24 protein-coding genes are annotated in these 23,028 nt (G+C 52.7%); 10 read left to right on the top strand and 14 right to left on the bottom strand.

Features of this window, described 5'->3' with window-relative positions; all coding sequences use genetic code 11:
* Window positions 1-206: 206 nt before the first annotated feature.
* The 6 genes from ACO0LG_RS05150 to ACO0LG_RS05125 form a co-directional block, all read right to left on the bottom strand.
* Window positions 207-1,622, bottom strand: coding sequence for a metallophosphoesterase family protein (locus ACO0LG_RS05150; RefSeq protein WP_423023987.1), 1,416 nt, complete (start codon window positions 1,620-1,622; stop codon window positions 207-209).
* A 15-nt stretch (window positions 1,623-1,637) separates the two neighbouring features.
* Entirely contained in the window at window positions 1,638-2,816 is a 1,179-nt protein-coding gene (locus ACO0LG_RS05145) for a serine hydrolase domain-containing protein (protein WP_423023985.1), read from the bottom strand.
* Window positions 2,817-2,854: 38 nt separating this feature from the next.
* A complete protein-coding gene (locus ACO0LG_RS05140) occupies window positions 2,855-3,175 on the bottom strand; it encodes an AzlD domain-containing protein (protein ID WP_423023983.1) in 321 nt (106 codons plus the stop codon).
* Window positions 3,172-3,909: an AzlC family ABC transporter permease gene (locus ACO0LG_RS05135; RefSeq protein ID WP_423023981.1), complete on the bottom strand. Its 738-nt coding sequence runs from the start codon at window positions 3,907-3,909 to the stop codon at window positions 3,172-3,174. The genes ACO0LG_RS05140 and ACO0LG_RS05135 overlap by 4 nt, the downstream gene beginning before the upstream one ends.
* 45 nt (window positions 3,910-3,954) lie before the next feature.
* Entirely contained in the window at window positions 3,955-4,347 is a 393-nt protein-coding gene (locus ACO0LG_RS05130) for a hypothetical protein (RefSeq protein ID WP_423023979.1), read from the bottom strand.
* 134 nt (window positions 4,348-4,481) lie between these two features.
* A complete protein-coding gene (locus ACO0LG_RS05125; RefSeq protein WP_423023977.1) occupies window positions 4,482-5,309 on the bottom strand; it encodes an AraC family transcriptional regulator in 828 nt (275 codons plus the stop codon).
* A 372-nt stretch (window positions 5,310-5,681) separates the two neighbouring features.
* Here ACO0LG_RS05125 and ACO0LG_RS05120 point away from each other — a divergent pair, with 372 nt between their 5' ends.
* The 4 genes from ACO0LG_RS05120 to ACO0LG_RS05105 all read left to right on the top strand — a co-directional run bounded on the left by ACO0LG_RS05120 (window position 5,682) and on the right by ACO0LG_RS05105 (window position 10,514).
* Entirely contained in the window at window positions 5,682-7,298 is a 1,617-nt protein-coding gene (locus ACO0LG_RS05120; protein ID WP_423023975.1) for an ABC transporter ATP-binding protein, read from the top strand.
* Window positions 7,291-8,358, top strand: a complete 1,068-nt coding sequence (locus ACO0LG_RS05115) for an ABC transporter permease (RefSeq protein ID WP_423023973.1) — start codon at window positions 7,291-7,293, stop codon at window positions 8,356-8,358. The genes ACO0LG_RS05120 and ACO0LG_RS05115 overlap by 8 nt, the downstream gene beginning before the upstream one ends.
* Window positions 8,359-8,364: 6 nt before the next feature.
* Complete coding sequence (locus tag ACO0LG_RS05110; RefSeq protein ID WP_423023971.1) at window positions 8,365-9,285, top strand: ABC transporter permease; 921 nt, start codon at window positions 8,365-8,367, stop codon at window positions 9,283-9,285.
* Window positions 9,286-9,356: 71 nt separating this feature from the next.
* Window positions 9,357-10,514, top strand: coding sequence for a BMP family ABC transporter substrate-binding protein (locus tag ACO0LG_RS05105; protein WP_423023969.1), 1,158 nt, complete (start codon window positions 9,357-9,359; stop codon window positions 10,512-10,514).
* Window positions 10,515-10,669: 155 nt separating this feature from the next.
* Here the strand turns inward: ACO0LG_RS05105 and ACO0LG_RS05100 are convergent, their stop codons facing one another.
* Both ACO0LG_RS05100 and ACO0LG_RS05095 read right to left on the bottom strand, forming a co-directional pair.
* On the bottom strand, window positions 10,670-11,599 hold the full coding sequence (locus ACO0LG_RS05100; RefSeq protein ID WP_423023967.1) for a LysR family transcriptional regulator: 930 nt from the start codon (window positions 11,597-11,599) through the stop codon (window positions 10,670-10,672).
* On the bottom strand, window positions 11,596-12,396 hold the full coding sequence (locus ACO0LG_RS05095; protein WP_423023965.1) for a class II glutamine amidotransferase: 801 nt from the start codon (window positions 12,394-12,396) through the stop codon (window positions 11,596-11,598). The genes ACO0LG_RS05100 and ACO0LG_RS05095 overlap by 4 nt, the downstream gene beginning before the upstream one ends.
* 89 nt (window positions 12,397-12,485) lie before the next feature.
* Between ACO0LG_RS05095 and ACO0LG_RS05090 the strand changes: the two genes are divergently transcribed.
* A complete protein-coding gene (locus ACO0LG_RS05090; protein ID WP_423023963.1) occupies window positions 12,486-12,743 on the top strand; it encodes a hypothetical protein in 258 nt (85 codons plus the stop codon).
* Window positions 12,744-12,963: 220 nt separating this feature from the next.
* Window positions 12,964-13,299, top strand: coding sequence for a hypothetical protein (locus tag ACO0LG_RS05085; RefSeq protein WP_423023961.1), 336 nt, complete (start codon window positions 12,964-12,966; stop codon window positions 13,297-13,299).
* A gap of 35 nt (window positions 13,300-13,334) precedes the next feature.
* Here the strand turns inward: ACO0LG_RS05085 and ACO0LG_RS05080 are convergent, their stop codons facing one another.
* Window positions 13,335-14,051 (bottom strand): ArsR/SmtB family transcription factor, encoded by a 717-nt coding sequence (locus tag ACO0LG_RS05080; RefSeq protein WP_423023959.1) that lies wholly within the window; start codon window positions 14,049-14,051, stop codon window positions 13,335-13,337.
* A 75-nt stretch (window positions 14,052-14,126) separates the two neighbouring features.
* Between ACO0LG_RS05080 and ACO0LG_RS05075 the strand changes: the two genes are divergently transcribed.
* From ACO0LG_RS05075 to ACO0LG_RS05065, 3 genes are read left to right on the top strand one after another with little or no spacing between them, the layout of a single operon-like run.
* Window positions 14,127-15,347 (top strand): cytochrome P450, encoded by a 1,221-nt coding sequence (locus ACO0LG_RS05075; RefSeq protein ID WP_423023957.1) that lies wholly within the window; start codon window positions 14,127-14,129, stop codon window positions 15,345-15,347.
* Complete coding sequence (locus ACO0LG_RS05070; protein WP_423023955.1) at window positions 15,328-15,672, top strand: antibiotic biosynthesis monooxygenase family protein; 345 nt, start codon at window positions 15,328-15,330, stop codon at window positions 15,670-15,672. The genes ACO0LG_RS05075 and ACO0LG_RS05070 overlap by 20 nt, the downstream gene beginning before the upstream one ends.
* Before the next feature lie 23 nt (window positions 15,673-15,695).
* Window positions 15,696-16,400, top strand: coding sequence for a DUF6058 family natural product biosynthesis protein (locus ACO0LG_RS05065; protein ID WP_423023953.1), 705 nt, complete (start codon window positions 15,696-15,698; stop codon window positions 16,398-16,400).
* A gap of 84 nt (window positions 16,401-16,484) precedes the next feature.
* Here the strand turns inward: ACO0LG_RS05065 and mnmE are convergent, their stop codons facing one another.
* The 5 genes from mnmE to rpmH all read right to left on the bottom strand — a co-directional run bounded on the left by mnmE (window position 16,485) and on the right by rpmH (window position 20,810).
* Window positions 16,485-17,891: a tRNA uridine-5-carboxymethylaminomethyl(34) synthesis GTPase MnmE gene (gene mnmE / locus ACO0LG_RS05060; RefSeq protein ID WP_423023951.1), complete on the bottom strand. Its 1,407-nt coding sequence runs from the start codon at window positions 17,889-17,891 to the stop codon at window positions 16,485-16,487.
* 329 nt (window positions 17,892-18,220) lie between these two features.
* Window positions 18,221-19,885 carry a membrane protein insertase YidC gene (yidC, locus tag ACO0LG_RS05055; protein ID WP_423023949.1) on the bottom strand — a complete coding sequence of 555 codons (1,665 nt, stop codon included), beginning with the start codon at window positions 19,883-19,885 and terminating at the stop codon, window positions 18,221-18,223.
* 9 nt (window positions 19,886-19,894) lie between these two features.
* The gene (gene yidD, locus ACO0LG_RS05050) at window positions 19,895-20,191 is read right to left on the bottom strand and encodes a membrane protein insertion efficiency factor YidD (RefSeq protein WP_423023947.1); all 297 of its coding nucleotides are present in this window, start codon (window positions 20,189-20,191) and stop codon (window positions 19,895-19,897) included.
* Between the two features lie 10 nt (window positions 20,192-20,201).
* Window positions 20,202-20,636, bottom strand: coding sequence for a ribonuclease P protein component (gene rnpA, locus ACO0LG_RS05045; protein ID WP_423023945.1), 435 nt, complete (start codon window positions 20,634-20,636; stop codon window positions 20,202-20,204).
* Between the two features lie 39 nt (window positions 20,637-20,675).
* The gene (gene rpmH, locus ACO0LG_RS05040; protein WP_061535510.1) at window positions 20,676-20,810 is read right to left on the bottom strand and encodes a 50S ribosomal protein L34; all 135 of its coding nucleotides are present in this window, start codon (window positions 20,808-20,810) and stop codon (window positions 20,676-20,678) included.
* Window positions 20,811-21,334: 524 nt separating this feature from the next.
* On the opposite strand from rpmH, the gene dnaA reads away from it, so the two are divergent.
* Window positions 21,335-22,729 (top strand): chromosomal replication initiator protein DnaA, encoded by a 1,395-nt coding sequence (gene dnaA, locus ACO0LG_RS05035; RefSeq protein WP_423023943.1) that lies wholly within the window; start codon window positions 21,335-21,337, stop codon window positions 22,727-22,729.
* Window positions 22,730-23,028: the final 299 nt, after the last annotated feature.

Below are 23,028 nucleotides of genomic sequence, written 5' to 3'. Positions count from 1 at the left end.
TTCGTGACGTAACAACAGGACGTGCTGTGAAAAGGTAAAAAATCTTCAACTCGCTGCGAATCGTCGCTCATGCATGGCTGATCGTTGTATCGTCTTGCGCTGCGACAGATGTATGAAAATATTTCCTTCTTAATTACACCCCAATCTTAATCCTGAATTTGAGACCGGGACTGGGGTGGAATTACACAAAGCGGATAAGGCAGATTTCACTTGTTGCTGCACTCGGTCTTATTGCCCTGCATGCGGCATTCCGTGATCAGCTTGCCTTGCTTGTTCCAGGCCTGGACTTTCCAGCTTTGTTGTTCACGCTCCATGGTCATGAAGCCGACTTCATTCGAATTGCTGAAGTAATCCAGTTTTGCCTCAGTATACGGCGTGGAATTTACTGCCAGTGGCACAGGCAGCGGCGTGTCAAGCGAAGAGCCGCCATTGCCTGAGACAAATTGCACAGGATGATCAGTGCTGAAAGTCAGCGCTTCAAACAGATGCACATGACCGGACAAGGTCGCCTGCACTTTGGAAGGGAACAGGCGCGTGGTATTCAGGGTTTGCATGATGTCTTGCATGGCGAGATTGCCAGGGAAGATATTCAGCGGCCCGTCTTTTTTACGTTCAGCAGCAAAGGCCAGCACAGGGTGATGGTCGATGAAGATATTGAAGTCGGCATTTTCTGCCAGCTTGTTGACGGTCTTGAACTGCTCCCTATACAAAGAATAGGCAGCATCGGTTTTTGCGAGTGGTTTGATCGGCACTTTGGCTGAATCAAAGATGATCAGTTGCGCCTGCTCGCTGCCTATGCGCCCCAGCGGTACGGCATAAGGATCGCTATAGTCGCCACGCATGTCATTTGATTCATCGACACAGTCACGCCCTCTTTTCAACGGGCGCGGGTCCATCAGACGCCACCAGCCCTGGCCTGCACGTACGCAGGTTTCATGATTGCCGCGCACGACCACCCACGGTGCAGCCTTCAGCAAAGCCTGTGCAGGCGTGAAGAAATCTGCCTGCCAGGTATCCCAGCCATAACCCCAGGGGCTGCCTGCACATTCCTTATTCCCTTCCGGGCAGGCATTTTCGCGGTAATGGTAATCACCAACATGCACAACCAGATCAGGCTTGAAGCGCGCTGCGGTTTCCACCATTTCACGGAAAGCCCATTTTTCGCTGTCATTGCAGGACTGGAAGTAATTGTCTGCCACTTTCAACCGGCAACCGGTATCACCAATGACGATGATTTTTTGTGCCACAGGTTTTGGTATCGGTAAATCCCGTCCGCCGACGCTGGCGGTCTTGGTCGTAGGCTGCAAGGGTGCTTCACAAGTCAGCACAGGAAAATCGGAAGGCTTGCTGTTTTCCGGTTTGCTGGCGGTCTTGCGCAAAGGCAGGGTATTTGCCGCAGCCCTGTGGTTCATCGCGACCAGATTGCCATCCTGCACCAGTGCAGGACAGATATTGTCTGTCGTCACAGCGCGGGCTATGGCCTGGCCATTTTCCCCAAGCACCACCCAGGCAGCCTGTATTTTTGCATCGTGTTGCGTAGGCAGGCTGCTACAGGCCGCCAGCAAGCTGCTGATGGCAGCGATAGCGAGCAGTCGTCGTCCTGGCAAGCTGTGTGTGTGCATATTGTTCTCCATCCTTTATTTCAATCCCAATGCTTCGTAGGCCAGTCTCTTGAAGTCAAAAGAGAACGGATGCCAGAAGCTCATCAATCTTTGTGTCATCAATACCCCGGCGATATTGTGGCGTGGTGATATCCACCAATGCGTGCCAGCAATACCACCCCATTCAAATTCGCCAACGGAAGCTGGAGGGTCTATCGATGAGGGTTTTAATGTTACCGCACCACCGAGGCCAAAGCCCTTGCCAGGTACATCACCAACGCCAGGAAAAGCAATGCCTGTACCAGCAGGCAAGTGGTTTTGCATCATCAATTTGATCGTTTCTGGCCTCAGCAAGGTATCGCCATCGGGCATGAAACTGCGCATCAGTGAAAGCATATCCTGCATGCTTGATACCAGTCCACCGCCGCCAGACAGGCGTGCCACTGGCGTCGTGAATGCGCCGGGGTAAGGTGATTTGTCAAGCTTGCGCAAGCCACGCTGCAAGATATTTTGCGGGTCAGTACCGGCATAGTAAGACGCCAGCCTGGCTAGCTTATGTTCAGGCACGACAAAGCTGGTGTCATGCATGGCCAGGGGATTGAGTATGCGCAATTGCAGGAAGCGGTCAAAGCTCATGCCACTGACCACTTCAACGAGGCGCGCCAACACATCGGTGGCTATAGAATATTCCCAGGCCTCACCAGGATGAAAGCTCAGCGGCAATTCTGCCAGCACATCCATCATGTCGGCCAACGTAGTGAAGGCATTCATGACCCGCTTTTCATTGTAGGCCTTGTACATCACCGTGCCATGATCGAGCAGACCATAACTGAGACCGGCAGTATGGCAAAGCAAATGCCTGATGGTGATCTTGCTGCGGGCTGGCTCGGTATCGTCGATGCGGATCGCCCCGGGTTTAAGCACTTGCAGATGCGCCAGTTGCGGCAGGAATTCTTCTGCAGGTTGGTCTAGTTCCAGCTTGCCATCTTCCATCAACAGCAGCATCGCTACTGAGGTGATCAGCTTGGTATTCGAAAACACGCGGAACAAGTTGTCATCGCGCATTGCTGTCTGGCTTTCGCGGTCGGCCCAGCCTGTGCAGTGCTGGTGCACCAGTTCGCGCCCGACCAGCACCGCAGTCGAGACACCGGACAGGATTTGCCTGTCCACATATTTTTGCATCGCCGCGTTGATTGGGCTGAAATCGTAAGTCATTTGCCGGATATTGAAGCTACAAAGGGTATATCCTACCCTCAACTCAACATATACTGCCAGCTAAAGAACACCGTCAGCCCGACGATGATGGTTGCCAGTTGATGTCTGGTCACCGCGCACAACAAGGCTGCCACCGTCGCTGCCACCAGTTGTGGATTGCGCCAGCTCAATTCCAGCTCCTTGCCATGCGGCGACAGGATCATGGGGACTATGATGGCAGTCAGCACGGTCACAGGCACAAACTCCAGCGCCTTTTTGAGGTGACCGGAAAATGCCACACGGTCACCAAGGATGAAGATCAGGGCCTTCACCAGAAAAGTGATAAGCGCCATGCCGAATATGGTCAAAGTAATATTCATGCCTGCTCCACGGTGATTTGTTCTGGCTTATTATCTTGTCTGGTGAAGCGCGACATCAGCATGCCAGTCGCGACCCCAAAGGCAATCGCTACCAGCAAACCCAGCTTGTAGGGCAAATGCTGCAAGACATAGGCAGTGCTGCCAGCAACGATGGCCGCCAGCAAATGCGGGCGTTTAAACAATTGCGGCACGACGATCGCTATAAAAGTTGCCACCATGGCAAAGTCCAGCCCCAGGCGCTGCAACTGCGGGAATATCGCCCCAAACATCAGGCCTATCAGCGTCCAGACTTGCCAGTTGGCATACATGGACAAGCCCGACCCCAGGAAATACCAGTGCCCCAAAGCATCTTGCGGATGCTGGCGGTAATAGCGATCTACCACGGCAAAGGTTTCATCCGTCAGCAAAAATCCCAGTCCCCAGCGCCAGCGCCTGGGTAAATGACGTATATGCGGCATCAGGGCAGCCGCATACAGCATATGCCGCAAATTAACGATAAAAGTCGCCAGCCAGATCACCAGCATGCCCGTGTGGCTGGCGATGAGGCCAGTCGCAATGAACTGGCTGGACCCGGCAAACACCGCCAGCGACATCAACTGGCCTTGCCAGGCATGCATTAGTGCTGTGGCGACGAGGGTGCCAAAGATCATGCCGAAAGGGGCTGCACCTATCAGCATGGGGACGGTGTCGCGGATACCGGCGGTGAAGTGCTTCATTCTTGTGGATGGGGGCATGGGTGATTCCATATTGCGGATGGCGATTGAATGGGATCTTGCCTGTTAATTGGGGAATGGGCTTGTACGTTCTTGCGGTTTGGGGGCGTTATTTGAAATAAGATTTCGACTATCTAAAACGAAGCTAGATTCATAATCATCCAGCAGCAATCTCAAAAACGTCATTCCAGCGTGCTTTTGGCTGGAATCCAGCGGCGTTCGCTGCATATCGCGAACTATATTAACTTCAGATTCGTAGTTTGTTTTACGCTCCTGCAATTCAAATACCTGCACACATCCTTTGAGATTGCAGGCCGGGGGTCGCCTTCTTTTGCTTACTTTTCTTGCTGTCGCCAAGAAAAGTAAGCAAAAGAAGGCGACCCAGGCATAGCCGCCCCTAAAGGGGTTCCCGTTTGTGCAATACAAAAAATGGGAAGATCCGAAACTCGCTTCGCTCAAACAGCGGCTCTTCTTAATCCATTTTCTGTACCGCACAAACGGCGGCTACACATGGGAACTGCGAAAATCAACAACAACGTCAATGCAACCCATATTCACTTGATTGCAAGAATGCTTATCTAAAGATAATCCACTCAAACCCGCCATCTCCCCGGCGCGACCCCAAACGCCTTCTTAAAATGCCGCGTGAAATGACTCTGGTCCGCAAACCCTGTCATCGTCGCAATCTCGGTCACCGACAAATTCTGCCGCAATAAACTCTGGGCGCGGTTCAGTCGCAGTTGATTACGCCAGGCATGCGGCGGCATACCCGTCGTGCGGGAGAACAAACGAGCGGCGTAAAAGCTGGATAGGCCTACCTCTTGCGCCAGTTCGGTCAGGCTGACCGCGGCGCTGAGGTCTTCGCTAAGCCGGGATTTCATCATTTCTACCCTGGCGGCATCAGGTAAGACAGCTTGTACAGTGGGGCGGGTGCGGGCGTAGCGTGATAGCATCAGGGCAAAGCCTGCGGTCAGGGCATTTTCGGCGGCGAGTGGATCGCTACCTGCTTCCAGCAAACGGTGTGCAAAGGCAAGTTGGGCAGACACTTCGGCATCCTCGATTACGCCATCCGGTAACCAGGGAACCCCAACCGCGCTGCCTGCCATGTCGCTGGCGAGTTGCTGCATCCAGTCCACCGATGGGTAAAAGGCGCGGTAAGCCCAGCCATGCTCGGTTGCCCTTTCACCTGTATGCACTTCGCCGGGATTGATGGCGGCGATGCAGCCAACTGCGGCCAGGCAACGGCTGCCGCGATAGCGGTAGGTTTGTGCGCCAGACTGTATGACGGGGATGGAAAAACTCTCATGCCAGTGTGGAGCAAACTCTTGTGCGAAGTATTCAGCCGTCAGCAACTCAGCATCCGGCAGTAGCGGGCTGCGCCAGAAATGGGCGTCGTCACGGAAGGTGGCTGGTTTTTCCATACGCAAAGAAATGCTGTAAAGGTTTGATTATTAAGGGCTATTCTATACGTAGTCAAATAATCCTACATTCAGCGCCACAATACATTTGCCTGAAAACAATTCATCGACAAAATTTTGTATGCAGGCTCGTGTGTATTTTTTCTGATGCTGGAAAACAACGTAAAACAGTGACATGAAAAATTTAAATGATTTCTTCTAGTTTCATGTGGGGCAAACAAATTTCATCTTGCAGCAAATGACAAATAGATTTTGAATTTGCGCTGGGCAGCCACTTATAATGGTGGGCAAATGTCCAGCATGTCGCTATCGTGATGTGCAGCCAAGGACTTACTCCCTACTCTTGAATCTCAACCACCTGATGGAAAGGTCAAAGTGACTTCTGCTGCTTCACCCACAGTGCCCAGGCTGGAACTGACCGACATCTGTAAACGCTATCCGGCAGTCGTCGCCAATGATAGTGTCAGGCTACAGGTGGCACCTGGTGAAATTCATGCGGTACTCGGTGAAAATGGTGCAGGCAAATCGACGCTGATGAAAATCATCTTTGGTGCCGTCAAGCCTGATTCAGGCACGGTGCGCTGGAATGGACAGGAAATCAAAGTAGCGACACCGCAAGATGCGCGCAAGCTGGGCATCGCCATGGTGTTCCAGCATTTTTCTCTATTTGATACCCTGACCGTCACAGAGAACATTGCCCTCGGTCTGGACCAGCATGTGAATATGCTGGAGTTGGCCGAGCAAATCGCCAAGACCGGTGAAAACTATGGACTGGAGCTGGAACCACATCGCCATGTGCATACCTTGTCAGTCGGTGAAAGGCAGCGTGTAGAAATCGTGCGCGCTCTGCTGACCAAACCGCAATTGCTGATCCTTGATGAACCAACCTCGGTACTGACGCCACAAGCCGTACAAAAACTGTTTGTCACCCTGCGCAAGATTGCCGCTGAGGGTTGCAGCATCCTGTATATCAGCCACAAGCTCGATGAAATCCGTGAACTTTGCCACAGCGCCACCGTCATGCGTGGAGGCAAAGTCACAGGGCATTGCGATCCGGCGCAGGAAACTGCTGCCAGTCTGTCGCGCATGATGATAGGCGAAGACTTACCTCCATCTGCCCATGCCGAACCCGTCACCCTGGGTGAATCGCGTTTGCGCATCAGGCAATTGAGCCTGCCCAAGGCACATGCTTTTGCCACGGCACTCGAAGACATACAACTGGAATTATTCGGTGGTGAAATTGTTGGCATCGCCGGTGTATCCGGCAATGGCCAGCAAGAGTTGCTCGCTGCCTTGTCGGGCGAAGACAGGCGTGCATCGCCGCAGATGATACAACTCAAAGGTAAGCCAGTAGGCAATCGTGGCCCTGAAAGCAGGCGCAAGCTGGGCCAGAGCCTGGTGCCGGAAGAGCGCCTGGGCCGGGGGGCAGTACCTGAAATGAGCCTGACTGCCAATATGCTGTTGTCACACCAGCATGCGCCCTTCGTCAACAAGGGCATGATCAATTTTCGTCATACGATACAGGCGGCAGCAGACATCATCGCCCGCTTTCGCGTCAAGGCAGGTGGGCCTGGGGCGCTGGCGCGCAGCCTGTCGGGTGGCAATCTGCAAAAGTTTATTGTGGGTCGTGAGATTACCCGTCAGCCTGATGTCTTCATCGTCGCCCAGCCAACCTGGGGCGTTGATGTGGGTGCGGCAGCGCAAATCCATGATGAGATACGCAAGCTCAAGCAGGCGGGTTGCGCGGTGCTGGTGATTTCGGAAGAGCTCGATGAATTGTTTGAATTATGTGACCGCATGCATGTGATTGCCAAGGGGCGTTTGTCGCCATCGATAGCAACTGCTAGCGCGACCAGGGAAAAGATAGGATTGTGGATGAGTGGTTTGTGGGAAGAGTGGACAACGGCAGAAACTGTGTCCCTCGGTAAAACCGGTGGCGGTGGCAGCCGCAAAAAGAAACCATACAGCAACGAGCGGGGTGAGCATGCTTAAGCTGGAATTGCGTGCCGCCAGTTCGCGTAGCATGGCCTACCTTTCTCCTGTGCTGGCTTTGCTGCTGACGATCTTTTTGGGTGCCCTGTTATTCATGGCACTGGGCAAAAACCCTTTGACTGGCTTACAGGTGTTTTTGATAGAGCCGATACGCAGCAAGACTGCCATCGCAGAATTATTATTGAAAACCACGCCGCTGGTCTTGTGCGCGCTGGGGCTGTCGGTCTGTTACCGTGCCAATGTCTGGAACATAGGGGCCGAAGGACAGTTGATCGCCGGTGGCCTGGCCGCTGGTAGCACCATCTTGTTTTTTGATACCGGCACGCCAGGTTTGTCGGGCGGCATGGTCTTGCTGCTGGCAACTTGCGCGGGTGTAGTTGGTGGCGCCTTGTGGGCATCCATCACTGCCTTGCTGCGAGACCGTTTCAATGCCAATGAAATTTTGGTGTCGCTGATGCTGACCTATATCGCGCAATTGCTGCTGATGTATGCGGTTAATGGTCCGCTGAAAGACCCGCATGGCATGAACTTTCCGCAATCCAAGGTGTTTTCCAGCGATTATCTGTTGCCACACCTTTTCTCGGGCAGCCGCCTGCACATAGGTTTTATCGTCATGCTGGTGGCCAATGGTTTGATGGCAGTGTTTGTGTATCGCAGCTTTGCTGGTTACCGCTTGACGGTAGGTGGTCTGGCACCGCTGGCAGCCCGTTATGCGGGTTTCTCCAGCCGCCGCGCCTTGTGGACTTCCTTGCTGATATCCGGTGGTTTCGCTGGCATGGCGGGTGCGTTTGAAGTGGCCGGTCCCATCGGCCAGGTCTTGCCTTCCATCTCGCCTGGTTATGGTTTTGCTGCGATCATCGTGGCCTTCATAGGCCGTCTGAATCCCATAGGCACCATCTTTGGTGGCCTGGTGCTGTCGTTGTTTTACCTCGGTGGTGAGATGGCGCAATCACGCCTGGGCCTGCCTTCTGCCATCACTGGCCTGTTCCAGGGCATGCTGCTGTTCTTGCTGCTGGCTTGCGACACCCTGATCAATTACCGCCTGCGCTGGCAGAAATAAACAATCATGGAAAATTTTGCTGCCCTGATCGCCGCCTCCATCAACTCTGGCACACCCTTACTGATCGCCGCTTTGGGTTTGCTGATCAATGAACGTGCAGGCGTGCTCAATCTTGGTGCCGAGGGCATGATGCTGGTGGCTGCCATCACCGGTTTTGCCGTGGCCCACCAGACCCATCTACCATGGCTGGGTTTTGTCGCAGGCGCTGTTGCCGGCATGTTGATGGCAACCCTGTTTGCTTGGCTGGCACTGGTGCTGGCAACGAACCAGGTGGCAACTGGCCTGGCCTTATCCATCTTTGGCACAGGCCTGTCGGCCTTCATAGGGCAGTCTTTTGTCGGCCAGTCGCTGCCTGCCGGGCCACATGGGGTCGCCTTTTTATCGGACATACCCTTCCTCGGCAAAGCCTTTTTTGATCAGCATCTGGCCGTGTATTTTGGTCTTTTACTGTGTGCGGGCATCATTTGGTTTCTGCAACGCAGCCGCGCCGGCCTGGTTTTGAAGGCGGTTGGTGAATCACCAGAATCTGCCCATGCATTGGGTTACCCTGTGCGCAAGATACGTTATCTGGCGTTGCTGTTCAGCGGAGCCTGCTGCGGTATCGCCGGTGCTTACCTGTCAGTCGTGTATACGCCGATGTGGGTGGAAGGCCTGGTCGCTGGTCGCGGCTGGATCGCACTGGCGCTGACGACTTTTGCCACCTGGCGTCCGGCACGGGTCTTGCTGGGTGCTTTATTGTTTGGCAGCGTGACGATTTTGCAATTCCATTTCCAGGCGATAGGCATCGCCATTCCATCGGAAATTTTATCCATGCTGCCCTACCTGGCAACGATTATCGTGCTGGTGCTGATCTCGCGTAACCCTGACTGGATACGCCTGAACATGCCAGCCTCTCTGGGCAAGCCTTTCCGCCCGGGGTCTGCTTAAGTATTGATAGAGATGTCATTTGCTGTGCGTTTTTTTGATTACAACTGAAAATCAGACGAAGGAAGCTCCCCATGAAAATTACTCGCAGAAAAACCCTGGCAGCCGCGCTGTCCCTGGCTATTGTCGGTCTTGCTGGTTGTGGCCAGAAAGAAGCAAGCAAATCCGCCAGCGCCAGTGCAGCAGCGCCTGCACCAGCCAGCAGCGCTGCCGCACCTGTTGCGGCAGAACCTCTGAAAGTCGCTTTCGTCTATGTAGGCCCGATCGGTGATGCAGGCTGGACTTATGCCCACGACGCAGGCCGCAAGGCTGTGGAAGCCAAGTTTGGTGATAAAGTTAAAACCAGCTTCGTTGAAAGCATTCCTGAAAGTGCCGCCGATGCAGAACGCGTCTTCCGCGATCTGGCAACACAGGGTAACAAAGTCATCTTTGGCACCACCTTCGGCTATATGGAAGCCATGCTCAAAGTCGCCAAGGATTTCCCCGATGTGAAGTTTGAACACGCCACCGGCTATAAAACTGCTGAAAACCTCGCGCAATATGATGTGCGCACATATGAAGGCGCCTACCTCGCCGGCATCGCTGCTGGCAAGATGAGCAAGTCCGGCAAGCTGGGCGTGGTTGCGTCCCTGCCTATTCCTGAAGTGCTGCGCAATATCAACTCCTTCACCCTTGGTGCCCGCTCGGTCAATCCCAAGGCAACCACCAAGGTCGTGTGGGTCAACAAATGGTTCGACCCGGGCAAGGAACGCGAAGCAGCCACCACCCTGATAGGCCAGGGCGTGGATGTACTCATGCAAAACACGGACTCTGCCGCCGTCGTGCAAACCGCAGAAGAAAAAGGCGCATATGCCTTTGGCTGGGACAGCGACATGAGCAAGTTCGGCGCCAAAGCCCACCTGGCAGCATCCGTCATCGACTGGGGGGTGTATTACACCAAGCGCGTCGATGAAGTGTTGAACAAAACATGGAAATCAGACACCACCTGGTGGGGCCTGAAAGAAAACATGATAGACCTGAAAGCCTTCAACGCCAGCCTGTCCGACGAAGTCAAAAAACTCATCGCCGACAAACGCCAGGGCGTCATTGACGGCACAGGCCCGATCTGGAAGGGGCCGATCAAGGACAATACCGGTAAGGAAGTATTGGGCAAGGATGCTGTTGCAGATGACAAGTTCCTGCATGACATCAAGTTTTATGTCGAGGGTGTCGAGGGGAAAGTGCCGGGTTGATGTAGGGCGTCAATACAAAATTGATCTGTAGGTTGGGCTAGGGTTTACCAGCCCAACACTCGGCGTTTAAACAGCGTATACGTTTGCAGAGGCCCAGTGTTGGGCTGATACCCCGTAGCCCAACCTACAATCCTGCCAACCATCCTGCCTACAACTTACACCATCACCTTGGCCGAAGCCTCCGCCACTATCCTTCGCAACCATTGCACTTCCGCCGCCGCATGCGCCCGTTCATGCCAGAGCATGAAGAACTTCATCTTGGGTACGGTAACCGGCATCGGCAAGACTTCTATTGGCCAGTCTCTGGCACATTGCACGGCAAAGCTGCGGCTGGTAGTGAAGATGAGATCGGTGCGTGAGAGTACGTAAGGAACCATACCAAAGTAGGGAATGGTCATCTGTATCTTGCGTTTCAGGCCCTGCTCTGCCAAGGCGGTGTCGATGATGCTGCGGTGGCCCATCATATAGGGGGTAGGGGCCAGGTGGGCCATCTCCAGATAGTATTTGATCGACAAACCCTTGCTGACGACCGGGTGTTTGCGGTTCACCATGCACACCACTTCATCTTCAAACAATTGCGCCAGATGCAGGTGCGGTGGTAGGTCTGGCCAGTTGCCAATGACGCAATCGAGTTCACCGCTTTCCAGTCCGGCAGCATAATCAAAACCAGCATTCAGGGCATGCACGGTCAGGCCAGCATTGGGCGCCTGTTCGCGCAGTTTTTCAATAATGAGTGGGATCAGCAGGGCGCTCAGGTAATCCGGTGCGCCGAGATGGAAGATGCGCTGGGTGGAGGCAGGCATGAAAGCCGGGGCCGGGCTGGCGATGCTTTCCAGCACATTCAAACCCTGGCGTGCCAGCAACAAGAGTTCTTCACCGCGTTCGGTTGCAGTCATGCCGTTTTTGCCGCGCACCAGGATGGCATCTCCTGTGATTTCACGCAGGCGCTTCAGCATATTGCTGATGGCGGGTTGCGATTGCCCCAGTTTCATGGCGGTGCGGGTGACGCTGCGCTCAGTCAGCAGAGTATGCAGCACGCGCAAGAGATTGGTGTCGAGCTGGTCCATCAAACGCTGCTGGCTCATGCTGCTACCTCGGTTGAGGGAGATGAGGGTAAAGGCAATACATCACCATCAACAAACACCAGCATCTGGCCAGATGCACATTGCGTCCAGCTTTCGTTCGTGGTCAGGGGTTCGGTGACGATGATGGCAACCTTGTCGGCAGGGGTGGTGACTTGAGAAAAATCCACGGCGACGTCTTCATCCGTCAAGGCGGCGGTACTGAAGGGATGCTGGCGCACGATGTAGTAGAGCTTTGTCGAACAATGGGTGAACAGTGCTTCGCCATTCGAGAGCATCATGTTGAAGGTACCATAAGTGGCAATCTCTGCAGTGATCTCATGCATGAACTGCGCCAGTTGTTGCACCGATGGCAATTGCTCGCCAAAGTGACGGCGCATGCGTTGCAGCAAATAACAAAATGCCCGCTCACTGTCAGTATTGCCAACTGGCTGGAAACTCCCATCCAGCACAGGTGCAAATTCCTTCAGATCGCCATTATGGGCAAACACCCAGTAACGTCCCCAACACTCACGCACAAAGGGGTGGCAGTTTTCCAGGGTAACCTGGCCCTGGGTAGCCTTGCGTATGTGGGCGATGACATTCCTGGATTTGATGGGATAGCGTTTGATAAGCTCAGCCACGGGTGATTCCACCGCCGACTGATGATCAACAAACAGGCGTACACCGCTGCCTTCAAAGAAAGCGATGCCCCAGCCGTCTTTGTGCTCGTCCGTCAAACCGCCGCGTGTTGCAAACCCGGTAAAACTGAAGACAATATCAGTCGGGGTATTGCAGTTCATTCCTAGTAATTGACACATGATGCATATAGTGAAAACAGTTTGTACATACCTTACCATACGCAAACCTGCTTATTATTCCCATCTTTATAAGATTTTGAAGTTTGCTTATGTTATTTGCTGTCAGATTCACCGACAAAACAACGATGCGCCATGTGCGCACCGTCTATATGGGCGGCCCATATAGACTGAGAGTGAGATTGAGAGTGGCTGGCAGCGCGCCAGACACAAATCAAGTAGCGGGATCATTGCGCCAAGAGGCGAGTGACCGCCCTATGGGTGATTTATGGATCATTGAAGCCAAGGACAGCGCAGAAGTAGAAAACCTGTGGCAAAACCGATCCTTTCTGGGTTCACGGCATGCGTGAAAGTGTGGAAATTCTGCACTGGTCCAAAACATTCCCAGAGACGATGACGGCAATCTGAGGCATTCTTCAGGCGTTTTTACTATTTTGATGGTAAGTTGACAGTGAGCGCACAACATGCCCGTGGTAAATGTTTTACATTTTGACCGTAGACTAAGCCCCTATTGAAGCAGATAATATTTCACACAAGACCTGCTTACAGGTAAATAAAGGATGGATAATCATGCAAAGCTTCAGTACAGACGCCTTGTTGCTGGCAGTACCTGAATTAAAGGATGTTGCGCCCAAACACTATCCTGACCTGGTGTTACTGGCAGCGCAGAAGACATTCAAGACACGTAAGCCATTCTGGCGTGAATTCCTGACAGGCCTGACAATGTTTGCGGCTGTTTATCTGTCTAACCGTATCGCTGCACCAGATTCGATATGGATTAGCTGCGTGCTGACTGTCGGCCTGGCCCTGATTTCCATGTTTGCGATAGACCTGGTGTACTTCCGCAAGTTAAAACCTGCGATCATAGACCGTCTTGCCAAGATCAAGCTTGGTGTAAAAGAATAAGCCCGGCTGCGGTCTCAGGCTTCAGGCCTTAAGTTTCAGGTTTTTATGGCAAATACTTTTTGAAACTCACGCTTGCCCTTGCTGGTCAACGCCAGCGCCCGGCTATCAAGGTCGCGCTCCAACCAGGCACGGTGCAACAACAGGTTCAATAGAGCCGCCCCCAAAGCGCCACCCAGATGCGGTGTGCGCTCACTCCAGTCCAGGCAGGAACAGGCAAAACGCCTTCTGGCTTTGCGGGTCGTGGCGATATCCAGCCCCAATTCTTCCAGGCCCTTGCTACCTGCGTTTGTCAATTCATAGGCTGTTTCTTCACCTTCCACGGGCCTGATCCAGGCTTGCTGCATCAGGTAATCATGCACGCCCACGGCTACCTCCCCCGCCATATGGTCATAGCAGGTACGCGCCTTGCGCAGTCGGTCTGGCGTGTTGGGTACAAAGCGCGATTTGGGTAAACCAGCGATCAGCAACAGCGATTCCAGGGCAATTGCAACTTCATTGCTGGCGAGCTGGTAATAGCGGTGCTTGCCTTGCGCCACCACATTCACCAGATGTTGTTCCAGCAATTTGCTCAAATGCACGCTGGCAGTGGAGGGGCTGACCTCGGCCACGACAGCCAGCTCGGTACTGGTGCGGGCGCGCCCGTCCATCAGGCTGCACAGCATGCGGGCGCGGGCTGGCTCGGCGATGGCACCTGCCAGCTTGGCTAATTGGGTGTCGGCGTATTCAATATTGGTGGGATCTTGTGCATTCATAGTTTGATGGTAGACGAATTGTTCAATGCAAACAAGCCCTATACTGCGTTTCATTACCTGATCATTAGTTCTGCCATGACACAGAAAACCTCTATCCTGAATGCAGCTTGCCGCCCAGACCCTTACCCGTATTACGCCAGCCTGCGTGCAGGCCCTGCACTGGCTTTTGATACAGAACTCAGATGCTGGATAGCCAGCCGTGCCGCCGTCGTGCAGCAGGTGCTGGAATCGCCCGCTTGCGCTGTCAGGCCAGTTGCAGAAGCTGTGCCGCGCAATATTGCCGGTGGTACGGCAGGAACAGTATTTTCATATCTGGTACGCATGAATGAAAGCCAGGCGCATACATTGCCCAAGCAAGTCATACAAAGCTCGCTGCGCAAGCTGGATTTATCTGGCATCGCTGCATATACACAGCAGCATGCTACTCAACTCACGAGCAAGTATGATGTAAGGACAGGAAGCGGGCTGACGCACTATCTGTTCGATTTGCCCATCCATGTCATGGGCAGTGTATTAGGATGTGAAGAAGATGCCTTGCCCGCCCTGGCAAACTGGGTGGCAGATTTTGTACGCTGCCTGTCCCCCTTGAGTACAGCAGAACAAATTGATGCGGCACATGTAGCCGCAAAGGCTTTGCAAGGCAGTTTCCGCCAATTGCTGCAAGACAGCCAGGCAAAACCGCATGGATTTTTGGCTGACCTGCAAAGCGAAGCTGTGCAATCTGGCTGGCAGCATGCTGACGGCATATTGTCCAACCTCATCGGCTTGCTGTCGCAAACTTATGAGGCCACTGCTGGCCTGACGGGCAATAGCCTCACTGCACTGCAAGCACACCCTCATTTGCTGCAAGACTTGCGCAAAGATACATCTTCCCTTCCAAGAAATTTACTTGACCTGGTAGCAGAAGTTGCCCGCCATGATGCACCTGTACAAAATACCAGACGCTTCGTCAGTCAGGCTTGCGAAATCGCTGGTCAAAGCCTGCAAGCGGGCGATGCCATCGTCGTCTTGCTGGCGGCTGCCAATCGTGATGCCGCTGTCAATGTTGATCCCGATACTTTTCAACTGGACAGGCCGGACAGAAAAGTTTTCACCTTTGGTCATGGTCGTCATACCTGTCCAGGCCAGCACATTGCAGAGCAAATCACAATCAATTGCCTGCATCACTTGCTGAACATGCCTGCATTTGATTTCGCTACATTGCTCTGGACATACCGGCCTTCACTAAATGGCCGCATCCCTGTATTTACGCACGACATACAAACCAGGAGACCACATGATCGCCGTGATTTTTGAAGTCATACCACATGCAGAAAACAAGAAGGAATACCTCGATATTGCAGCCGGGCTCGCACCTTTGCTTAAGGAAATGGATGGTTTCATTTCCATAGAGCGTTTCCAGAGTTTGATCGATCCCAGCAAGATTTTGTCCCTGTCTTTCTGGCGTGATGAAGCGGCAGTCGCCAACTGGCGCAATACCGAAGCACACCGGGCAGCGCAGTCGCAAGGACGCGGCCATATCTTTGCAGGCTATCGTTTGCGCATCGCATCAGTAGTGCGTGACTATGGTTTGCTGGAACGTGAACAGGCACCGACAGACAGCCGCCATGTGCATGGTTAATAAAATTCATCCAGGAAGTCACCATGTCAGCACTTGATTTTTACCTGAAAAAACATTACCTGAACAAAGCACAATTTTCCCTCGCATGCCAATGCGCAGAGGCAGACATTGATACACTGATACAAGCGCAACTCTTGCCTGCGCCATCTCATGTCGTCACTGACAATGCAAAAATCCACTCTGCTGTATTTGGTGTGATGGACGCTGACAATACCAGCACTGGCGCTTATTTTCATCCAGCCAGTGTAGGCTGGTATACGCTGGCACTGCAGCTTATAGACCAGTATGGTTCGAATGTCGCACCAGTAATCCTGAAAGAAAATTTTATCCGCGATTTCATCAACGGATTGACCGACATGCATCACAACATATGGCGTCTGAATGATTGTTTTACGGCCGATGACCAACCTTTGCTTTCTGGCCTGATGCAACGCGCTGAATTTTCATGGCAACATTTTTTGCTGGGCACTTTTGGCCTTTGTGTTGCCCACCCTGTTTCTGTCTCAGCAATAGTGCGCAAAGAAATATTACAGGAAAAACTCGCCCATCTTGCCGACAACGGCAACAAGGAGAATTTTTCTCCCGTCGAAGCAAAAGCATTGTTACCCGTTGTTGATGCTTTTGCAGAAGCCGTCATGTGGTTTTCACCAGCAGAATATCCACGTTGCAGTCGCAAGCGGCTGGTGGAGGATTTACGTCCACGCTTGCTCGTGGCAATCGCTGCATAATTAGCAAAAGGGGGGCATTCTTTTCTTCACTACAAAATTGATGTCAACATAGTGAAGTCAATTTGTCTTTTCAAGCTGAAAATGTTATTTGCCGATACAGAATCGCGAGAAAATCACACCCAGCAAATCGTCGGACGTAAATTCACCAGTGATGCTGTTCAAACGGTCTTGCGTCAAACGCAGCTCTTCGGCAAATAAATCCAGCGACTGATCATTTTGTGCTGCGTATTCTGCCGCGTTTTGCAAATGTTCATGTGCGTGCTTGAGGGCGATCAAATGGCGTTCGCGGGCCAGGTAAAGTGATTCTCCGGTTTGCTCCCAACCGGCAATGCGCAGCAGTTCCTTGCGCAGCAGATCTATGCCTATGTGTTCATGTGCGGACAAGTAGATATGCGTAGCATCCGACATTTCATCGACGCTGGCATGGTGGCCGGAGAGGTCTATCTTGTTCCAGATACGTATGACTGGCACGCCTTCCGGGAAGCGGGCGACGATGGCATCGTCGGCGCGGGTCGGGCCGCGGCTGGCGTCAAGCAGATGCAGGATGACATCCGCCTTTTCTACCTCTGCCCAGGTGCGCTCTATGCCTATGCGTTCTACTGTATCGATGGCATTCGCGACCTGACCGTCTTCAGGTTCGTCATGCTCGTGGCGTATGCCAGCAGTGTCGATGATATTGAGGGGTATGCCTTCGATATGAATCGTCTCGGTCACCTTGTCGCGGGTAGTACCGGCGATGGGCGTGACGATGGCAACTTCATCGCCAGCCAGCACATTCAGCAGCGATGATTTGCCGACATTGGGCTGACCTGCCAGCACCACATTCAAACCGGCGCGCAGCAAAGCACCTTGGGCGGCTTGCTCAAATACTTTTTGCAGGGCTGCCTGTATCGTCGCCAACTGGCCACGGGCATTCGATTTTTCCAGGAAGTCGATTTCTTCTTCAGGAAAATCCAGCGTCGCCTCTACCAGCATGCGCAGGTGTACGACTTTTTCTACCAGTGCATGAATGACTTTGGAAAAAGCGCCGGACAGCGATTGCGATGCCGATTTGGCGGCAGCCTCGGTCGATGCTTCGATCAGATCTGATACCGCTTCAGCCTGTGCCAGATCAAGCTTGTCATTCAAAAAGGCGCGCTGGGTAAATTCGCCTGGCTCAGCCAGCCGCAAACCCGCATCCTTGCCCGCTTCCAGACAGCGTGACAGCAGCATTTGCATGACCACAGGGCCGCCATGGCCTTGCAGCTCCAGCACATCTTCACCCGTGTAAGAATGCGGTGCCTTGAAATAAATCGCGATGCCCTGGTCGATGACGGTGCCATCTGCCTGGGTAAATGGCAGGTAACTCGCATGACGCGGTTTGAATTGGGTAGTGCCAAACAGGGCAGTGACAACGGGCGCAAGGTCCTTGCCGGAAATGCGTACGACACCTATGCCACCACGCCCTGGGGCGGTGGCAATGGCAGCGATGGGAATGGGTTCGTAGATCATGTTGAAATTCTATCTGTGCTGCACTCTATGGGTGCAAATTAGTCTGTTGGTTTGTGACGGAAATGCGACAGGGCAGTTACCAAGAATATCTACTCCCGTAGGTTGGGTCTGGCCTTGCTAGGCTACGGTTTACCAGCCCAACACTCAGCCTCAACATTCAAATACGTTAATTACACGCCCAGTATTGGGCTGATACCCCGTAGCCTAGCGAGGCCCGGCCCAACCTACGAATTACATGCAAGTGCGCCATGGGTTTGATTAACAAATCACGTCATAAAAAAAGCCCGCAAGCAAACTTGCGGGCTTTCTCATTTGCTCAATCTTGACGCTTAAGCCTTGTGCTCTGGCGGTATCAATTTATTGTTGATCACCCATTGCTGCGCAATCGACAAGATATTGTTCACTACCCAATACAATACCAAACCGGATGGGAAGAAGAAGAACATGACCGAGAATGCCAGTGGCATGAACATCATCATCTTCGCCTGCACAGGATCGGCCGGGGCCGGGTTCAATTTGGTCGTGATGAACATAGAAATTGCATACACCACGGGCAAAATGTACCAAGGGTCAGGAGAGGTCAGGTCAGTGATCCAGCCCACCCATGGTGCGCCGCGCATTTCCACGCTGGCTTGCAAGACCCAGTACAGCGCCAAAAAGACCGGCATCTGGATGAGGATAGGGAAGCAACCACCGAGAGGATTGATTTTCTCGGTTTTATACAACTCCATCATGGCCTGGTTCATTTTTTGCGGATCGTTTTTGAAACGCTCACGCACAGCCTGCATCTTCGGTGTCACGACTTTCATTTTTGCCATGCTGCGATAACCGGCAGCAGACAAGGGGAACAAAGCCAGTTTGATGGCAATCGTGAAGACCACGATAGTCCAGCCCCAGTTACCCAGCATTTTGTGGATTTGCTCCATGACCCAGAACAGTGGCTTGGCAATCAGTGTCAATACACCATAATCCTTGACCAGTTCAAAACCAGGCGCGATTGCGTCCAGCTTGGCGGATTCTTGCGGGCCGGAATACAGGTGCGCATTCATGCTTACAGTGGCACCTGGTGCGACCGTGCCCATAGGCAAGACATTACCGACTGCATACAGATTGGTATCTACCTTCTTGGTGAAAATTTCACGCTTGACCTTGTCTTGTGGAATGAAAGAAGACACAAAGAAATGTTGCAGCATTGCTACCCAGCCATTGTCTGACTCTTTGGCATGGCTATCTGTACCCTTGGAGATTTTCTCAAAATCCAGTTTCTGGAATTTTTCCGCTTCTGTATATACCGCTGGTGCATAGAATTCGCCGCTGCCAGAGAACATGCCACCACTTTCAGGCTTGGTACCGTCATGCAGCAATTGCAGATACAGGGAAGGCGTGATCGGCGCTGTACCCGTGTTAGTCACATCATGGCGCACATCGATCAGGTATTCGCCTTTTTTGAAGGTATAGGTCTTGGTCAGCTTGACGCCGCCTTGCTCTGCTTCCAGCACCAGTTGTACCTGGTTACCACCTTCCAGGGTGCGGACACCTGGCCTGGCGATGAAGCCAGATTTGTGGTTAGGGAAAGCCCCACCCAGCAAACCCGTTTGCGCCAGATAAGTACGTTTGCTTGAGTTATCAAACAAGACCATGTTTTTTGTATGGTCTTTGCCATCTTTATGCTTCAGCAATTCCAGCTTTTTGAGCTCGCCACCAATGGTATCAATATCTGCCCTGATAACGTCAGTAGTAATAGTGATGGTTTCGCTCCGAATGACAGGGGCAGCATCTGTCCCCGCTGTTGCCGTAGCACCAGCAACGGCACTGGCACTGCCTGCCGCACTGGATGCGCTGGCAGTATTATTGGCAGAGGCAGAGGCACTGGCCACTTTGGGTGGTGGAGGGGCAAAAATAGACGGCTTGCCGCTATACACGCCCCAACCATTCCAGAGCATGATCAGCGCGAAAGAGAGAATTACCCACAGGACGGTACGTTTGATATCCATTTGTGTATGTCAGGAAAGGGGAGAAGAATGTCCAGTGCGCTTGCCATCATGGCAGCACTGGGCAGATGTGGGGGTGGTTTGTGATTTTTCACTAGCGGGTGGCACATTATCCACGCCACCAGGGTGCCAGGGATGGCATTTGCACAAGCGCTTGCCTGCCAGCAAGCTTCCCTTGGCGGCACCGTGTATTTTGATAGCCTCTGCCGCATATTCAGAACAGCTTGGATAAAAACGACAGTTCTGCCCCAACATAGGACTAATTGCCAGTTTATAAAATCTGAGCAACAGGAGCAGCAGGGTTTTCATCTCAAATGCCCTAAAGTTGACTTACCGGCGGCTTGGTACCAACCAATGCGCAGGCTGGTGCCGCGAACAGACGCAGGATTTCCGCCCTGAGCTCACGTTTGAGCTGGGCAGTCGTCGCTGGCCCCGCCTTGCTGTTAACGGGGCGAGACAACCGCACGATGCAATCCACATTCAACAAGGCTGAATGACGGAATATCTCGCGGGTGACACGCTTGATCGTATTGCGCGTCACTGCACGCGGCGCAAAACGTTTGGCGGCCACCACACCTAAACGGGCATGCGGCAAATCATTGGTTCGGGTGTACAGCACAAAATGCGCGGTTTTTTGCACGGGGCGCAAACGAAAAACGGATGAAAACTCATCCGTTTTAACGATGCGCCTGACGCGGGCAAAATCTACGCCGCCTGCACCTGCCTGAACTGGCTCAGTTATATTATTGATCATGCGAATTCAGCAAGGCTGCGCAGATCAACGAACTGATAATCAAGCTGCCAGGCGTTTACGGCCTTTGGCGCGACGTGCGTTCAGAACAGCGCGGCCACCGCGGGTTGCCATACGTGCGCGGAAACCGTGGGTGCGCTTGCGGCGAACGACGGAAGGTTGGTAAGTACGTTTCATGTTGGTCTCGCTAATTGAGCAATAAAAAAAATCGGAATTACGGATAAAGGCTGTCTTGGGTGCGACTTCGGCTTGCACATTTTCGTCAGGCCTTTCGCCTTTACTGCCCCAAAACCGCTGCTCATGGTGTTACGCATCAATCCATCAAAAAACCGATAATTAAAGCCGCACCAATAAAAGAGGGGTAGGGAACCCTGAATTAGACACCATTTTTGCTTTGCGTGTCAATCACTTAGCGCAAAAATTAATCAAACAAGGCACACCTATTGGTGCAATGCAAAGAATAAATTTAAACCCAAACCTGTGGATAACTCGGTCAAGCGGGGTTAAAATAGCGGATTAGCGCGGCACCGTTTTATGTCTTTAAGACAACTCACCCAGCGATAGAGGTGCAAGTCTCTTAGTAAGCAGCTCATGACATCTGTCATTGAGTATGACTAATACTTACTCAATACTTGCCAATATCGCACAGGTCAGAATTTAATTCGGCACCGCGCATTTGCATTTAATAATTAAAGTCATACATGGAAAATTTCTGGCAGGCCTGTTCGTCCCAACTTGAGCAAGAGCTTCCACCACAGCAATATAGCGCCTGGATCAAACCGCTATTCCCGCTTGACTTTGAAAACGGCAAGCTGCGCATCGCCGCGCCCAACCGTTTCAAACTCGACTGGGTCAAAGCCCAGTTCGCCAACCGCATTACCGACCTGGCTAACCAGTTCTGGGATGAAGAAGTCGAGGTACAGTTTGTGCTCGATCCGCGCGGCAACAGAAAGCCTGCTCCTGCAGCGGCGGCCGCGCCACGCTCACAAGGGTTGAATGCTGACCTCGATGCCCAGGGCAGCGTGCCAGAAATGATGTCTGAACCCGCTGCGCCAGAAGTATCACCGCGCCGCGAACAAAGCCGTATTAATTCCGACCTGACTTTTGACAGCTTCGTCACCGGTAAGGCCAACCAGCTGGCGCGTGCTGCTGCTATCCAGGTGGCGAATAACCCTGGCGTTTCCTACAACCCGCTGTTCCTGTATGGCGGTGTCGGCCTCGGTAAAACGCATTTGATCCACGCCATCGGTAACCAGATACTGGTTGATAATCCGAACGCCAAGATACGCTACATCCACGCTGAACAATATGTACGCGACGTAGTGACCGCTTACCAGCGCAAGGGTTTTGATGAATTCAAGCGCTATTACCATTCGCTGGATTTGTTGCTGATTGATGATATTCAATTCTTTGGCGGCAAGAGCCGTACGCAAGAAGAATTCTTTTACGCCTTTGAAGCACTGATCGCCGCCAAGAAACAGATCATCATCACCAGTGATACTTATCCCAAAGAAATCACCGGCATGGATGACCGCCTGATTTCCCGCTTTGATTCTGGCCTGACAGTCGCCATTGAACCGCCAGAGCTGGAAATGCGCGTAGCGATTCTGCTCAAGAAAGCCCATTCAGAAGGCGTGAATATTTCCGACGACGTTGCCTTCTTCGTCGCCAAGCATTTGCGCTCCAACGTGCGCGAACTTGAAGGCGCGTTGCGCAAGATTTTGGCTTACTCACGCTTCCATGGTAAAGAAATCACCATCGACGTGGTGAAAGAAGCGCTAAAGGATTTGCTGTCGGTGCAGAACCGCCAGATTTCCGTAGAAAACATACAGAAGACCGTAGCCGATTTTTTCAACATCAAAGTCGCCGACATGTATTCAAAAAAACGTCCGGCCAATATCGCCAGACCACGCCAGATTGCGATGTACCTGGCCAAGGAACTCACGCAAAAGAGCCTGCCAGAAATCGGCGAACTCTTCGGCGGCCGCGACCACACTACCGTCTTGCACGCAGTACGCAAGATCACCGCAGACCGCACCAAAAACCCCGAATGCAATCATGAATTGCACGTATTAGAGCAAACGCTCAAGGGTTGATGGGCTGGATGTTGTAGGATGTGCAAGTTGGAATAGTAATTAGCAGTAGACAGATGAGTAGGGTGCGCCATGCGCACCAGGGCAGTAAAGCCGGACAAGTACGGTGCGCACGGCGCACCCTACGGGTTGGCAAGGGTTTTGCTCTGGAATCAGCGATATGCGTAAGCAACGAACGCCCCTGGATTCCAGCTTTCGCTGGAATGACGGTTTTGACGCTACCGGTCGCATTGACGTATCGGATGTTTAAAGCAACAAGAAAAGTATTTAACGTCATCCCAGCGCAGGCTGGAATCCATCTG

The sequence above is a fragment of the Undibacterium sp. Ji42W genome, from assembly GCF_049340405.1.
Lineage (GTDB): Bacteria > Pseudomonadota > Gammaproteobacteria > Burkholderiales > Burkholderiaceae_D > Undibacterium.
Note: the sequence above shows the minus strand (reverse complement) of the source record. Positions and strands in the feature narration are given on the sequence as shown.